12 protein-coding genes are annotated in these 14,448 nt (G+C 68.8%); 5 read left to right on the top strand and 7 right to left on the bottom strand.

What is annotated here, in order from left to right; genetic code table 11:
- Nucleotides 1-25: 25 nt before the first annotated feature.
- The gene (locus ACWDOP_RS34320; protein WP_456348383.1) at nucleotides 26-1,090 is read left to right on the top strand and encodes an LLM class flavin-dependent oxidoreductase; all 1,065 of its coding nucleotides are present in this window, start codon (nucleotides 26-28) and stop codon (nucleotides 1,088-1,090) included.
- Nucleotides 1,087-2,427, top strand: coding sequence for an MFS transporter (locus ACWDOP_RS34315; protein ID WP_456348382.1), 1,341 nt, complete (start codon nucleotides 1,087-1,089; stop codon nucleotides 2,425-2,427). Before ACWDOP_RS34320 ends, ACWDOP_RS34315 begins: the two co-directional genes overlap by 4 nt.
- Before the next feature lie 44 nt (nucleotides 2,428-2,471).
- Here ACWDOP_RS34315 and ACWDOP_RS34310 read toward each other — a convergent pair whose 3' ends face one another.
- The 3 genes from ACWDOP_RS34310 to ACWDOP_RS34300 form a co-directional block, all read right to left on the bottom strand.
- The gene (locus tag ACWDOP_RS34310) at nucleotides 2,472-3,080 is read right to left on the bottom strand and encodes a hypothetical protein (RefSeq protein ID WP_456348381.1); all 609 of its coding nucleotides are present in this window, start codon (nucleotides 3,078-3,080) and stop codon (nucleotides 2,472-2,474) included.
- A gap of 2 nt (nucleotides 3,081-3,082) precedes the next feature.
- Nucleotides 3,083-3,688 carry a hypothetical protein gene (locus ACWDOP_RS34305; protein ID WP_456348380.1) on the bottom strand — a complete coding sequence of 202 codons (606 nt, stop codon included), beginning with the start codon at nucleotides 3,686-3,688 and terminating at the stop codon, nucleotides 3,083-3,085.
- A 370-nt stretch (nucleotides 3,689-4,058) separates the two neighbouring features.
- Nucleotides 4,059-5,168 carry a metallophosphoesterase gene (locus ACWDOP_RS34300; protein WP_456348412.1) on the bottom strand — a complete coding sequence of 370 codons (1,110 nt, stop codon included), beginning with the start codon at nucleotides 5,166-5,168 and terminating at the stop codon, nucleotides 4,059-4,061.
- Between the two features lie 190 nt (nucleotides 5,169-5,358).
- Here ACWDOP_RS34300 and purN point away from each other — a divergent pair, with 190 nt between their 5' ends.
- Nucleotides 5,359-5,976 carry a phosphoribosylglycinamide formyltransferase gene (gene purN, locus ACWDOP_RS34295; protein WP_456348379.1) on the top strand — a complete coding sequence of 206 codons (618 nt, stop codon included), beginning with the start codon at nucleotides 5,359-5,361 and terminating at the stop codon, nucleotides 5,974-5,976.
- A gap of 645 nt (nucleotides 5,977-6,621) precedes the next feature.
- Nucleotides 6,622-7,464 (top strand): hypothetical protein, encoded by an 843-nt coding sequence (locus ACWDOP_RS34290; RefSeq protein ID WP_456348378.1) that lies wholly within the window; start codon nucleotides 6,622-6,624, stop codon nucleotides 7,462-7,464.
- Between the two features lie 34 nt (nucleotides 7,465-7,498).
- On the opposite strand, the gene ACWDOP_RS34285 is transcribed toward ACWDOP_RS34290, so the two are convergent.
- The gene (locus ACWDOP_RS34285; protein ID WP_456348377.1) at nucleotides 7,499-7,864 is read right to left on the bottom strand and encodes a VOC family protein; all 366 of its coding nucleotides are present in this window, start codon (nucleotides 7,862-7,864) and stop codon (nucleotides 7,499-7,501) included.
- Between the two features lie 260 nt (nucleotides 7,865-8,124).
- Between ACWDOP_RS34285 and ACWDOP_RS34280 the strand changes: the two genes are divergently transcribed.
- Entirely contained in the window at nucleotides 8,125-9,627 is a 1,503-nt protein-coding gene (locus tag ACWDOP_RS34280; RefSeq protein ID WP_456348376.1) for a DUF222 domain-containing protein, read from the top strand.
- 1,299 nt (nucleotides 9,628-10,926) lie between these two features.
- Here the strand turns inward: ACWDOP_RS34280 and ACWDOP_RS34275 are convergent.
- The 3 genes from ACWDOP_RS34275 to ACWDOP_RS34265 are packed head-to-tail and all read right to left on the bottom strand — an operon-like array spanning nucleotide 10,927 to nucleotide 14,408.
- Nucleotides 10,927-12,261: an NtaA/DmoA family FMN-dependent monooxygenase gene (locus tag ACWDOP_RS34275; protein WP_456348375.1), complete on the bottom strand. Its 1,335-nt coding sequence runs from the start codon at nucleotides 12,259-12,261 to the stop codon at nucleotides 10,927-10,929.
- A gap of 23 nt (nucleotides 12,262-12,284) precedes the next feature.
- Nucleotides 12,285-13,349 carry an LLM class flavin-dependent oxidoreductase gene (locus tag ACWDOP_RS34270; RefSeq protein ID WP_456348374.1) on the bottom strand — a complete coding sequence of 355 codons (1,065 nt, stop codon included), beginning with the start codon at nucleotides 13,347-13,349 and terminating at the stop codon, nucleotides 12,285-12,287.
- A 27-nt stretch (nucleotides 13,350-13,376) separates the two neighbouring features.
- Nucleotides 13,377-14,408 (bottom strand): aldo/keto reductase, encoded by a 1,032-nt coding sequence (locus ACWDOP_RS34265; RefSeq protein WP_454205130.1) that lies wholly within the window; start codon nucleotides 14,406-14,408, stop codon nucleotides 13,377-13,379.
- Between the last annotated feature and the right edge of the window lie 40 nt (nucleotides 14,409-14,448).

The raw sequence follows: 14,448 nt of genomic DNA, 5'->3' as shown, positions 1-14,448 counted from the left end.
TTCCCACGACAGGAACCACGCTCCGATGAGTCTCGAATTCCTCTGGTACATCCCGAATCAGGTCACCCCCGGACACCGCGGCGAACCGGTGACCGCCGCGCACAACAGTCTGGAGACGCTCACCTCCCACGCGCTGGCACTGGAGAAGCACGGCTGGCAGGGCGCGCTGCTCGGCACCGGCTGGGGCCGCCCCGACACCTTCACCACCGCCACCGCACTCGCAGCGCGCACCAGCACGTTCGAACCGCTCATCGCGATCCGGCCCGGCTACTGGCGGCCCGCGAACTTCGCTGCCGCCGCGGCCACCCTCGACCACCTCACCGGCGGGCGGGTGCGCGTCAACATCGTCTCGGGCAAGGACGACCTCGCCGCCTACGGCGACAGCGACGGCGAGCAGGCCGACCGCTACTCGCGGACGAAGGAGTTCCTGCAGCTGACCCGCAAACTGTGGACCCAGGAGCGAGTCACGTACCGGGGCGAGCACTTTCGGGTGACCGACTCGACCGTGCAGCCCCGGGTCGTGCCGCGCGCGGGCCGCCCGCATCCCAAGCTGTACTTCGGCGGGGCGTCCGAGGCCGCCGAGCGGGTCGCGGCGGCCGAGGCCGACGTGCAACTGTTCTGGGGCGAACCCCTCGAAGGCGTTCGCGAGCGCATCGAACGCCTGAAGGCGCTGAGCGCCGAACTCGGCCGCGAACACGCTCCGCTCGAATTCGGTTTGCGCATCACCACTTTCGTGCGCGACACCACCGAGCAGGCGTGGGCCGAAGCGGAGGCGAAGGTCGCCGAGATGGCCGACCGGCACGGCGAGGCCGGGCAGAATCCGCACCGTCGCACCGCGGTCGGGCAGCAGCGCCTGCTCGACCTGGCCGCGCGCGGGGAGGTACTCGACGACAACCTGTACACCACGCCCGGCCGCTACGGCGGTGGCGGCGCGGCGACCACGTGGCTCGTCGGCTCCGCCGAGGACGTCGCGAGATCGCTGCGCAAATACCGCGATCTCGGCATCACCCACTTCGTGCTCTCGGACACCCCCTACCTGCGGGAAATCGAACGCCAGGGCGATCAGCTGCTGCCGCTGCTCGCCGAATGAGCGCGGGCGACCGACCCATCGCCACCGTCCGGGACCGCGGCCCGCTGCGCCTGATCGTGGTCTTCGCGATCACCCAGACCGTCAGCTACGGCGCGATGATCCAGGCCTTCACGGTCCTGCTGCTGCCCATGTCGGACGCGCTCGGCGCCTCCCGGACCGCGATCGCGGCCGCCGCGACGATCTCCACCCTGGTGGGGGCGCTGGCGGCGGTCCCGGTCGGGCGACTGCTGGACCGCTACGGCGGACGCGCCCTGATGGCGGCCGGGTCCGGGGTGGGTGTCGTCGCGGTGCTGCTGTGGTCGCAGGCGCAGAACCTGGCCCAGCTGTACCTCGCCTTCACCCTCATCGGGGTGTCACTGGCGATGTCCACCTACGAGGCGGCCTTCGCGGTGCTGGTGGTGGCGGCCGAACCACGCCATCGCGACAACGCGATCATCGCGGTCACCATGATCTGCGGGCTGGCGACCAGCTTCTACTACTTCCTGGTCGGGCATCTCGACGCCCGATTCGGCTGGCGCACAACACTTGTGCTGCTGGCCGTGGAACTGGCGGTGATCGCCGTACCCGCCCACCTGTGGGCTGTGCCCGGGCGCGCGGCGCATCGGGGCCGCATCTCCACGCTGCCAGGCGTCTCCGAGGGCGGCGCACTGCGCGATCACCGATTCTGGCTGCTGGTCCTGGCTTTCGTGGCCCAGTCCGCGTCCACCTCGGCCTTTCTCACCATGATGGTCACCTACTTCCGCGACGCGGGCTTCGCCGCCACCACCGCGGCCACGCTGCCCATCACCATCGGCGTCGCGCAGATCGGGTCGCGGCTGGCCCTGGCTCCGCTGGCCCGCCGCTACGGGATGACCGGCGTCACCGCGGTGTCCTTCGCCTTCCAGGGCGCGGGACTGCTGGGGCTCCCCCTGGCCGGCGCCTCCCTGCCCTGGACGCTGGTGTGCGTCGTAGCCTTCGGGCTCGGCTACGGGACCAGCGTCGTGGCCCGGCCGTCGATCGTCGCCGATTCCTTCGGGGTGGCGCGGTTCGCCGGGATCGCGGCGCTGATGACCGTGCCCATCGCACTGTCCCGCGCGGGCGCGCCGCTGGCCGCCGCCTGGCTGCGCGACTGGCGCTTCCTGGTGATCATGGGCGCCGCCGCCCTCGTCGCCGCGCTGGCGCTCCTCCCGCTCTCGCGTCACCGATCGCCGGTCCCGGAACCGCCGATCGCACCGCCCGAATCCCCCGCCACCGGAACGACACCCGTGTACGTCATCGAGTCCCCGGGAGTCGCGGGCCCGGACGGCGTGATCGCGGCGGGCGCGCCCGAGCCCACCGCGGGCGCGCGCCGGGGGTAGGCGCGGCTCGTTCTCCCGGTGACGGCGAGGCCGCGACAGCTCGGTCAGACGTCGTCACCGTCCCAGATGTCGCCGGGCCCTTTGCGTCCGCCGTCGTCGTCCAGGTGCCACGGATCGTCGCTGCTCCCACCGCCACCGCTGTCGCCGCCACCGCCGCCGGAGTTCGGATTCCCGTGGTCCTGCGGCTGATCGTCCGGCCAGAAACCGGCGTCCTCCGGGAACGGCACGGCGAACGGGGAGGGGAACACGCCCTCCAGCGCGACCGCGCCGGACTCCGAGGCGCTCGCCACGGCCTCGATGGAGCCTGATTCGCTCATGATGAAGGCCACCAGGGGAAGTGAGATGATCGCGAGTTCGGGGATCTCGACCACCACGTCCCGAAGCGAACTGCTGATGGCGTCGGCCGCGGTGGTGAACATCTGCACCGCCAGCGGGCTGAGGTGGACCGTGTAGCGCAGGTGCAGGAAGCCGTGTGTATCGGCGCGCACCAGTTGATCGCTGTCGGGGTCCTGCTCGGCCTGCAGCATCCGCCGCGCGGTGGCGTCCAGGTCGAAGACCCGGCTCAGATCGAGACCGGCGAGCCGATGGTTCGCCAGGGTGGCCTCGAGCTGCGAGACCTGCTGCCGCACTTGCTGTTCGGTGAGGTTGGACATGATCAGATCCCACTTCCACGGTGCTTGCGATGCAGCGGATTGCGGTCCGGGTCGCCCTCCCACCCGCTGGTGTGCCCGAGCTGGTCCTTCAGATCCTGGTCGAGGTCGCCGCCGCCGCCGTGATCGGCGCCGGCCTGTTCCCGCACGAGCTCCCGTTCGATATCCCAGTAGCCGGCCGACTCGGGCACCGGGACGACGAACGGTGAGGGCACCGCGCCCTCGAGCCGGATCGCACCGCCCGGAGCCTCGGCGACGATCTCACCGGCGTGCGTGGCCAGGAAATCCGAGAGCGGCCGCACGACGGCCGCGATCTCGGGGAAGCTCGCGACGGCCGCGCCGAGTGCGGCGTCGAAATCCGACCGTCCAAGCGCCGCGACGGCCTGGGCGCTCAGATGTATCGAGTAGCGGAAGTCGCCGTCCATATCGACGATGATCAGTGGCGTGCCGTCGGAGTCCAGGCGCGGTTGCAGACCCGCCGTGCTCCGGGCCGCGGCCGTCAGATCCACCCCGGCGGCCGGATCGAAACCCTCGAGTTTCCACCGGCTCAGCGCGCCCTCCATATCCCCGGCCCTGGCCCGTACGACTTCGTCCGACACTTCATCCGCCATGATTCCGGCCCTTTCGTGAGTCACCTCACATCTATTGAGCCGCAACCGCTCTCGGCAGTTCGAGGCCGTTGGGCTCTAGCCGGACGCCGGTTCGTGTGCTTGGCTGGACGCTGTCGCGAGAGTTGGCACGGGCGTGAGATCCGTTGGCATGGAATGTCATTGAACAGACCGGGCGGGCGCGCACAGAGGCGGTATCGGCCGGCTCCGCACCGTGCGCGCCGGCGTCCCGTTTAATCGGTGGCGGACGGCGGCGCGGGTCGTTATCGTTGTCGCCGCGACGCGGGGAAGCTCCTGGATCTATAGCTGGGGGCCGAGTTGAGTTCCCCAGCGTCGTCCAAACTTCCCACCCCGAACGGGGATACCCGCGCGCTCAGCCGCGCCGCAGGGTCAGGATCGAGATGTCGGGGCGCGCGCCGATGCGAACCGGCGGACCCCACGCCCCGACGCCCCGGGTGGTGTAGAGCCGCATACCGGCTTCGCTGTCGAGTCCGGCCACCGTGCCGTTGACCCAGCCGACGACGTAGTTCAGCGGCCAGATCTGGCCGCCGTGGGTGTGGCCGGAGACCTGCAGATCGACCCCGTGGGCGGCGGCCTCGGGCGCCTGGCGCGGCTGGTGCGCGAGCAACATGACGAAGCGGTCGTCGCGGTGCCCGGCCAGGGCCGCGTCGATGTCCGGCCCGTACGGGTCGGGCGCGGCGAAGTCGTAGACGCCCGCGATCTCGAGCGTCGCCCCGTTCACCGGGACCTCGGCCCGCGCGTTGCGAAGGGTCTTCAGCCCCAGCCGATCCCAGTAGTCCATCCAGTCGGCGACGCCGTCCACGTACCCCTCGTGGTTGCCCGCGACCGCGAACTTCCCGTACTTGGCCGTGAGCCCCGCGATCGGCGCGATGTCGGGCCCGACGAGTTCGACGGACCCGTCGATGAGATCACCGGGCAGCACGATGACGTCGGGCCGCTGCGCGTTGACCAGGTCCACGACCCGCTGTGTGAACGCCGCCCCGCGTGCCGCCCCGACGTGGATGTCGGCGACCACCGCGACCCGGACACCATCCAGCTCGGCGGGCAGCTTCGCCGAACTCACCTCGACCTCGAGCACCGCCGGATCGTTTGCCTCCCGCACCCCGTACGCGACAGCGCCCACCGCCGCCACGACGAGCACCCCCGACAACACGCGCAGCAGCCCCTGACGGTCGGCCATCCCCGCGGTTCGGGCGATCACCAGCACGAGCCCGATCAGCAACAGCCCGAGCACGAGATAGAACAGCACCGCCGTCCACACCAGCCCGGTCCACACGATCCCCCGCACCGGTTCCGGCGAGTACAGCACCCCCGCCCCGAACGCGACGACCACCGCGGCCCACAACACTCCCAGCAGGATCGCCCCCGCCACCCGCACCCGCGCGGGAACCCCCGTGGCCCGCAACAGCCGCCGATACAACACCCAGTGCACCAGCGCGAACACGACCGCACCGACAACCATCCGCAGCACGCGCCGCCCTCTCGTTCACCCGAACGCCGGATGTGGCCGACGCGCCGGGGCGCACGGCCCACACCGGCCACTGGTGTCGAGAGTAATCCGCGATCGGCGAGCCCCGGACTGCCACGTGCGCGCGGAGGTTCGAGGGAGCATCGCGTCCGATCCGATAGGTCCCTATGCAAGACTTCCGCCCATGCGACAGCTCCGGGTCGGCGTCCTCGTCTCGCACACCGGCTCGAACCTGCGAGCGCTGCACCGGGCGTCACTGGAGGCGGACGCGGGGTACGAGATCGTCGCCGTGGTCAGTAACAACAGCGGATCGCTCGGACTCGCGTACGCGCGCGACAACGACATCCCGACGCGGCATCTCTCCGGGAGCACACATCCGAATCCGGAGGAGCTCGACGACGCGATTCGCGACATGTTCGTCGGCCACTCGGTCGACCTGTTAATAACCGCCGGCTACATGAAGAAACTCGGCCCGCGCACACGTGCCGCGTTCGCCCCTCGGATCATCAACGTCCACCCCGCCCTGCTCCCGCTCTTCGGCGGGCACGGCATGTTCGGCGCACACGTGCACCGCGCGGTGCTCGACGCGGGCGCCGGGGTCAGCGGGCCGACCGTTCATTTCGTGGCGGACGAGTACGACACCGGAAGCGTCATCGCGCAACTGGAGGTTCCGGTGCTGGCGGATGACACCGTGGAGTCCCTCGCCGCCCGCGTTCTGGTCGCGGAACACGAGCTGCTGCCGCGCGTCGTGCGGGAGATCGCTGCCGGGCAGCATCTCGGCGGCGATATCCGATTCGACTGAGCGCGAGGTCATCTCGTGAGCTCGACGTTCGAGCGGTCGGCGGAATTGGCCGATTCGAATCGGGACATACCCGGAAAGAATGTTTAGATGCGCATATTTCCATCGGCTGATTTCTATCGTTGGCGCACCCGGAGCTCTTGCGCGGCGGGCAGCGTCCAGGTCATTCGGTTGTACGTGGCATTGGCATCGCATGCGCACGCGATCCCAATGCTCGGCCGCGATCCGGGTCTTGAGCTTGAACACCCGCTGCGCGATGCCGGCCGCGTCCGCGAAACCCGCTCCGGCGGCGATCTTCTCGAGGTAGACGCCCGAGCATGCGGAGAAGCGCGCGGCCTATAGGGTTCCACCGCACGCCGCGCGGCCTGGGCAAGCACGCAGTCCGGCGTTCGTCCACCACGCCTGCGCGGTGACCGGCGTCATCGGGTCCCGGACCTATTCGCTGAAGACGGCGGTGTTTCGACGGTGCGCCCGTGCACCGCGAGGGCGTTTCAGGGGGCACGACCCGATGCCGAACGGTGCTCGGTGTCCGGCGAATCATGATGTTCGGCAACGAGTTCGGAGTAAGATCGGCGGGCAGCGCCGCCAGCGGGGGTTCGGGGACGCGCCCGAGGCTCGACGGCGGTACAGCGGAACGAGGAGTGGGCCATGGCCAACCTGCGTGCGTGTGCGGTTTTGACGGCGGTGCCGGCGGTGCTGGCCTTCGGGTCCGGGACGGCCGCGGCGCAGCCCGGAGTCGGCGGGCCGCTCGACGAAGGGCGCGGTCCGGCCGTCGGGGCGCCCGTGGCGACGACCGACACCCTGCGGGTCGGGACCGAGTACGTACAGCTGCCGATCGGGGTCGACGGGCGCATGCTGGAGCCGATCCAGAACTATCTCGACGGCGTCGGGGTGCAGATTGCGGCGACGTTCGACGGAATCGGCTACTCCCCCAACGAATCCGAACGGCGCGGGGCAGCGACCGTGGCCGGGCAGGTTGTCGGGGCGCTGATCGGCAAAGCCGCCGTATTTCCGCTGGAGATCGTCGGGTGCGGGGTGGGAGCGACCGTCGGGGCTATCGCGGGCGGTGTCATCGGCGGACTGCCGAGCGTGGGAGCCGGGGTACCGGTCGGTGCGGCGGTGGGCGGGGTCGCCGGGTGCCTTCTGGGCGGGCTGGCGGTCGCCATTCCCGTGGATATCGCCGGGCTGGCGGGTGGGGCGGCCATCGGCGGGTTCGTCGGGGGTGCGCTCGCCGGGACCGGTGCGAGCCCGGCCGAGCCCGCACCTGTTGCCGTCGATGCCGTAGCGGCCCAAAGCGTTCCGATCGAGGCCGATCCGGTAGCAGTCGATCCGATCGCCGCCGTGAGTGCCGCAGTGGGCCCGGACGCCGCCAGCGCTGTCACCTCGCTGCGTACGGCCGTGAAGTCGATGCCCAAGCTCGCACCGGACGCACTGGGCCCGCTCACCCAGTCCGCCAACGATCTGTTCGCCGCCGTCCAGGCAGCTCTCTGACCCAACTGCCTCGTCGGCCCGGAGGCAATTCGCCTCAGTCCAAGCAGAATTCGTTGCCCTCGATGTCCTGCATCACCAGGCACGACTCGTTCACCCCATCCGCCCGCAGCAGGCGCACCCGTGTGGCGCCGAGCGCGACCAACCGTGCGCATTCGGCCTCGAGCACGTCCACGCGCTCCTCCCCCACCAGTCCGGTGCCGACCCGCACGTCGATGTGCACGCGGTTCTTGACGACCTTGCCCTCGGGAACGCGCTGAAAATACAGCCGCGGACCCACACCCGACGGGTCGGCACACGATCGGCCGAGATGCTCGTATCCCAGTACCGCTGCCCAGAATTCGGCGACGCGCTCGGGTTCCGCGCAGTCGAAGGTGACTTGGATCTGACGCACCGATGCCATTGCTCCACCTTAGATCGATCTCGATGTTCGAGGGTGGGGCGAATGTGGTGACGGGTCTGACGGGCGATCCGCCAGGACGGGCGAATTGGGTACCGCAGTCACCGATCGCTCGAATCGAGATAGGCCGGCACGGAGACTTCGTCGGGGACACAATTACGTCAGAATATCGCAGTAGTTCAAAACACCGCTGGATCTGAATAGCGCTGTATCACAATGCAATTGGGGTATTCATGTTTGCTATCAAGGCGTAGAATGGAGGCATGGATTCGAGAGAGGTACCCACCATCGCGACGAGTGCCAAAGCACTCGCCGCCGCGGTGGAGAACCTGCTCGAATTACCGATGTACTCGTTGGCCAAGGACGAGGTCATCGACGTTATGCAGGAGCTCGAGACCAGCTTCCGCAAACTCGAAGCCGTCAAGCAGCGGTTCGCACTCGAATGCGGAGCACGGGACTTGGGCCCTCGGGCGGGGGTGAAGAGCCTGATCCTTTTCCTGCAACAAACACTGCGACTGTCCTACGCCGAGGCCGCTGCCCGCGTTCGTAACGCCGATCTGCTCTCGACGGTGTCGGCGGGTTCGAGCACCCGACCGCCGAAACTGCCGCTCGTCGCCGCAGCGCAACGCTCCGGAGAGATCTCCGCCGACCACGTGAAGGCCATCCACGATGCGCTCAAGCGGATCCCCGACGCCGCCGGTGCGGAAGTGAAGGATCATGCTGAGGAGCATCTGACCTCTTATGCCCGTGAGGGTGATCCGAAGGGTGTGACCAAGCTCGGGGTTCACATTTTGGCGCATGTCGATCCTGATGGGCGGTTGACCGAGGACCGGGACCGCCAGCGGGTCCGGTGCATCAAGATCGGGCATCAGGGCATCGACGGCATGTATCCGATCTCTGGATACCTGACCCCGCAGTTGGGGGCGGTCATGATCCCCATGTTCGAGAAGTTCGGACGACCCGGCATGTGCAACCCCGACGACCCCGAAAGCCCGTGGACCACCGCCGAACTCGGCCTCGATACCGAACTCGACGACGGCGACGACACCGGCGATGATGCCAGGGCCGATGACCCTTCGCTGACCCCGGCCGAACGTGCCCGCGCCGCCCTGCGCGCGAAGCTGCGCGCGGCCGCCAAGCGCGATCACCGCAACGCCGAGCAGCGCAACCACGACGCCCTGCTGGTATTCTTCCGCCCCGACATGGGACCCACGAAGCTGGGATCGCATCGCGGACTTCCGGTCTCGACCATCATCACCATGAGCATCGACGACCTCGAAAAGCGCACCGGGGTCGCCACCACCGCCACCGGTGGAACCATGTCCATCACCCAAGCACTCCAGGTGGCCAGGAACTCGACCCCGTATCTGGTGGTGCTCGATCGCAACGGCCGCCCCTTGCACCTGTCCCGCGGACAACGCCTCGCCAACCCTGCACAACGCCTGGCGCTCACCGCCACCGAACGCGGATGCACCCGGCCCGGATGCGACGCGCCAGCGAGCCGCTCGGCCGTACACCACATCCGAGAATGGGCAGATGGCGGCGAAACGGACATCGAGAACCTGACCCTGGCGTGCGATGCCTGCCACGCCCAGATCAACACCGGCCCGAACGGGTGGGAAACCGTTGTCATGGGCGAGGATTCGGAGAATCCAGGCAAAACCGGATGGATTCCTCCACCACATATCGACCGAGCTCGTCGGCCACGTGTGAACTTCCGCCACCATCCCCAGTTTCCGGGTATCCCCGCACGATGGCGCTGCTAGCCCTCGCCCGATCGCAGCTCCCCGCTCACAGCTTTCGACGCTGCCTCTTCGGCTTCCTCATGCCGGAGAGGCTTTCGCGCGCCGACCCACCCCCACCCAACCCAGCGCGACGAACCCGCCTGCATTCCACCACCACCCCAGGTACCAGGCATCCCCGCACGGCGACTCTGCCAGCGACCGCACCCCAGGGTCTCGATACCCGCCCCACTGCTCAACGCACTTACCGCTCTCGACCTCATCGGCCTTCGACCCCGAATGGGCACGCTCCGACCCGCCTTCGCCATAGCCCGGCCATCCCACCCGGACAGCCGGTGCGTCCACATGCATCAGTGTTCGCGCCCGTGGCCGACGTAGCCCGAACCCGAACCCACCCCTGCGGCTTCCAGCGGGGTTCGGGAGAGCAGGCAAAACAGATGCGGCCGTGCTGGTTACCTCGCCTGCCGTGCCCGGCCTATGGCTCCCCAGCCGGGAGCGCGTTCACCCTTCCAGCCGGGCCGGCCGGCCGTGGGAACCTTCTCGAGACTCACAGACAAAGACTCGTCATCAACACAATAAGGTGATGTCTAATGCGGCGATTGCCGCGCCCGGTCCCCGGTTCGAAACTCGGCCACGCATCCGAAGGCTTCGATCCCGTATATCGGCCCGGGAGGGCCGGAACCGCCGCCGAGGCACCCGACCCGCCCCGGCTGGTACTCCGTTATCCAGGCGTCCTTTCCCCGGCAGGGCACCCAACCGCCGCCGAGGCACTCGACGTGTCCCCCGCCGGTACTCCGTTTTCTAGTTGTCTTTCCTGCGGTAGGTCTCTCAACCGCCATCGAGGCTCCCGAAATGGCATCGCTGGTACTCCGTTGTCCAGGCTTCTCTCCCCCGGTAGGGCTCCCAACCGCCGTCGGGTCTCCCAACGTGCCCCCGCCGGAACTCCCTTGTCCTGTCTTCTTCCGCCGGTAGGGCACCAAACCACAGCCGAGGCACCCAACGTGCCCCCGCTGGTATTCCGTTGTCCTGTCTTCTTTTCGGCGGTAGAGCACCCAACCGCAGCCGAGGCACCCAACCCACCACCGCAGGTACTCCGCCTTCCTGGCTTCTCTCCCGCGGTAGGTCACCCAACCGCGATCGAGTCTCCCGACGTCCCCATGCCGGTACTCCGTTATCCAGGCAACTTTCCCCGGCAGCGCACCAAACCGCCACCAAGGAACCCAACGTGTCTCCGCCGGCCCTCCGTTCTCCTGACTTCCTTTCTGCGATTGGGCTCGACCCGTCGTCGATGCTCCCGACGCCCCCTAGGACGCCCTTTCCAGATCAAGCAGATACCGCAGCGGCGGGCTCGCGCCCCGGAAGCGGGAGACCGAAGCGCTCGCGCAGCGTGGGGGCGGTGTACTCGCGTTGGAAGAGACCGCGGTCCTGTAGGAGCGGCACCACCAGGGACGTGAACGCGGGTAGGTCCACGGCGGTCTCGGCGGGCATGATCGTGAAGCCGTCGGCGGCGCCGGCCGCGTACCACTCCGCCAGATCATCAGCGATCTGTTCGGCCGAGCCGACCAGCAAACGGTGGCCGGAACCGCCCGCACCGCCCTGAATCAATTCGCGCGGGGTGCGGGGCCCCTCGGTGATGAGAGCGCGGGTGGAGACGGCGAAGCCGGCGGAGAACGCCCCGGTGGGGATGGCTTCGGGGAGATCGGATGCGGTGATCGGATCGTCGGGGCCGAAGCTGCCGGGCGGCAGGCCCAGATCGTTGAGGAGATTGGCGGTCAGACGCTCGATCGGCAAGTGCGCGTACAGTTCTCGCTCGCGATCGCGAGCTTCCGCCTCGGTGGCGGCGACCAGCACGACTACGCCGAGGGAGATCTTCACCGAATCGGGGTGGCGCCCGGCAGCCGCCGCGCGGCGACGGATGTCCTCGCGAAATGCGATTGCCTTGCCCCGGGTTTGAGCGACCGTGAACACCACGTCCGCGAAATCGCCCGCCAGTCGCAGACCACCCTCCGACCCACCGGCCTGCACCACCACCGGACGGCCCTGCGGTCCCGGCGCCACCGGCAATGGCCCCGCCACGGAGAAGAATTCGCCCTCGTGATCGATGCGGTGAATCTTGCTCGCGTCCGCGTAGCGGCCGGTGCTCTTGTCCGCGATGAGCCAGTCCGCCTCCCAGCTGTCCCACAGCCGGGTCACCACATCCAGGAATTCCCACGCCCGCCGATAGCGGGTGGTCTTGTCCGGATGCTCGTCCAGCCCGAAATTCGCTGCGGCGGCGGGCGTTCCGGTGGTGACGATGTTCACCGCCGCGCGGCCCTTGGTCACATGGTCGAGCGCCTGGAAGCGGCGGGCCAGGTTGTAGGGCGAGTTGTAGGTGGTCGAGGCAGTGATGACCACGCCGAGCTGCTCGGTCACCGCCGCGAGGTTGCCGAGCAGTACCAGTGGATCGATACCCGTGCCCGGCGATTCCTCGATTTCCCCGCGCAGTGCGGGCCCGTCACCCAGGAATACGGCGTCGATCTTGGCCGCCTCGGCGATGCGCGCCAGTCGCTGGAAATAGTCGATATCCAGGTACGCCAGCGGATCCGCGTGCTCGGCACGCCAGGCGTGGCGGAAATGCCCCGGGGTCATCAGGGACAGGTTCAGATGGAATCCAGGCATGAAAAGTCTTTCGTGACAGAGGGTCAGGGCGCGGCCGGGGTCCAGCCCAGCGCGGGGGCGAGTTCGCGGGCGCTCGCGGCCAGCAGGCGAATGTGTTCGTCCGGTTCGGGCACCCCGGGCACGAAACTCAGCAGCAGGTCGGTGATTCCGGCCAGCGATGGGTCGGCGGCCAGCTCTCCCGCCAACTCCGGCGCGGGACCCACCAGGGCATGATCGGCGGCGAGATAGTCCGCGACGCTCAACTTGTCGATACCCCGATCGGCGGGCGCCCAGCTCTGCCAGCGTCGCACGCCCGGTTCGACCAGCCGCAACGCCGCCTCCCGATCGGGATGCGGATACACCGCTCGCGAAGCCTGGATGCGCGGGGCGGCGTCGGTGCGGGTCCACGCCCCGCGATAGGACTCGATCCACGCCGCCTGATTGCGCTGTGCCGCTTCGATACTCCCGTCGCGCCAGCTCGTGGCGCGCGAGAGCTGCAGGCCGTCCCCCGCTCGCGCCGCCGCCTCGGCCGCCGCGTGCGCGCGCCCGGGCTCACCGGTGGTGGCCTGCCAGAGACGCTGCCGCACACCGGCTCCCGGTGGATGCAGCACCTCGCCCTGGCTGTTGAGCGGTCCGCCGCCCAGCACTTCGTGCAATCGGGCGACGGCCGCTTCGTATTCCTCGTGCTTGCGGTTCAGATCCCTGCCGAAGGCTTCCCAGGCGCCCGGGAAGGGGCCGGATCCGACTCCCAGTTCCAGTCGCCCGCCGCTGATCTCGTCGAGGGTGGCGGCGTCCTCGGCGACGCGCAGCGGATCCTCCAGCGGCAGGACCAGCACCCCGGTTCCCAGCCGGATACGGGAGGTGTGCGCCGCGATGGCGGCCAGCACGACCAGCGGTGCGGACACGTGTTCGCGTCCCTGGCGGAAATGCCGCTGGATCACCCAGCCCGAGTCGTAGCCCAGGTCCTCCGCCGCCTGGAAGAGGTCGATCGCCTCCCGATAGGCGTCGGCGGGCGGGATATCGCGATCGAGGTGGAGCAGGAATCCCAGCCGGAAGTTCCTGCCGTCCTCGACACCCGCGCCGAGGGTGGTGTGCCGGACCGCTGTCATGGTGTTCTCCCGTGAATCAGCCGGACGTCAGAGTCGAAGTCCGGTGCCGTGGACGCCGTGTTCGTCGATGAGAGCCAGTTCCTCATCGGTGAAGTCGGGGAAGTTCACGGCGGCGATGTTGTGGTCGAGCTGCGCGGTGGAGCTGGCGCCGATGAGCGCGGAGGTGACCTCGGGCCGGCGCAGCACCCACTGCAGGGCCAGCTGGGCGAGGGATTGCCCGCGGGCGGCGGCGATCTTGTTCAGCTCGGCGGTGCGCTGCCGGTAGGTCTCGTCGATCACGTCCGGCGACAGGAAGGTGCTGTTGACCGCACGCGCGCCCGCCGGGATGGTCTCGAGGTACTTGTCGGTCAGCAACCCCTGTGCCAGCGGCGAATACACGATGACGCCGAAGCCGTCCCGCTCAGCGGTCTCGAGCAGGCCCTCGCGCTCGGGACGCCGATCGTAGATGGAGTAGCGGGCCTGGTGGATGAGCAGCGGGACGCCCGCGGCGCGCAGCTGTTCGGCGATCTCGTGGGTGCGGTCGGACTTGTAGTTCGAGATGCCGATGTACAGCGCCTTGCCCTGCTCCACCGCGCTCACCAGGGCGCCGACGGTCTCTTCCAGTGGAGTGTCCAGGTCCGGCGAGTGGTGGTAGAAGATGTCGACGTAGTCGGTGCCCAGATCCCGCAGGCTGTGCTCGAGGGAGGTCAGCAGCGACTTACGGGACCCGCCGCGCAGGTACGGGCTCGGCCCGATCGCGTTGCCCGCCTTGGTGGACAGGATGAGCTCGTCGCGGTACGGCGCGAGATCCCGGCCCAGCACCTTCCCGAAGTTCTGCTGTGCGGCGCGATGCGGCGGGCCGTAGCGGTCGGCGTTGTCGAAGTGCGTGATGCCGAGATCGAACGCGTGCAGGATGATGTCGCGCTGGGTGGCGAACGGGTAGTCGGTGCCGAATTTCTGCCACAGGCCGAAGGAGAAGGCCGGCAGGTCGAGTCCGGATCGACCGGTGCGCCGGTAGGGCACCTGCTCGTAGCGGTTCTCGGCCGCGGTGTAGGTCGTCTCGAAGGGGCCGTAGTTCATCGGTGTCGTTCTCTTTTCCTTGCTCGGGGTCGAAATCTCG

This window comes from Nocardia sp. NPDC003693, from assembly GCF_053981095.1.
This window is presented reverse-complemented; position numbering and strand designations above follow the sequence as displayed.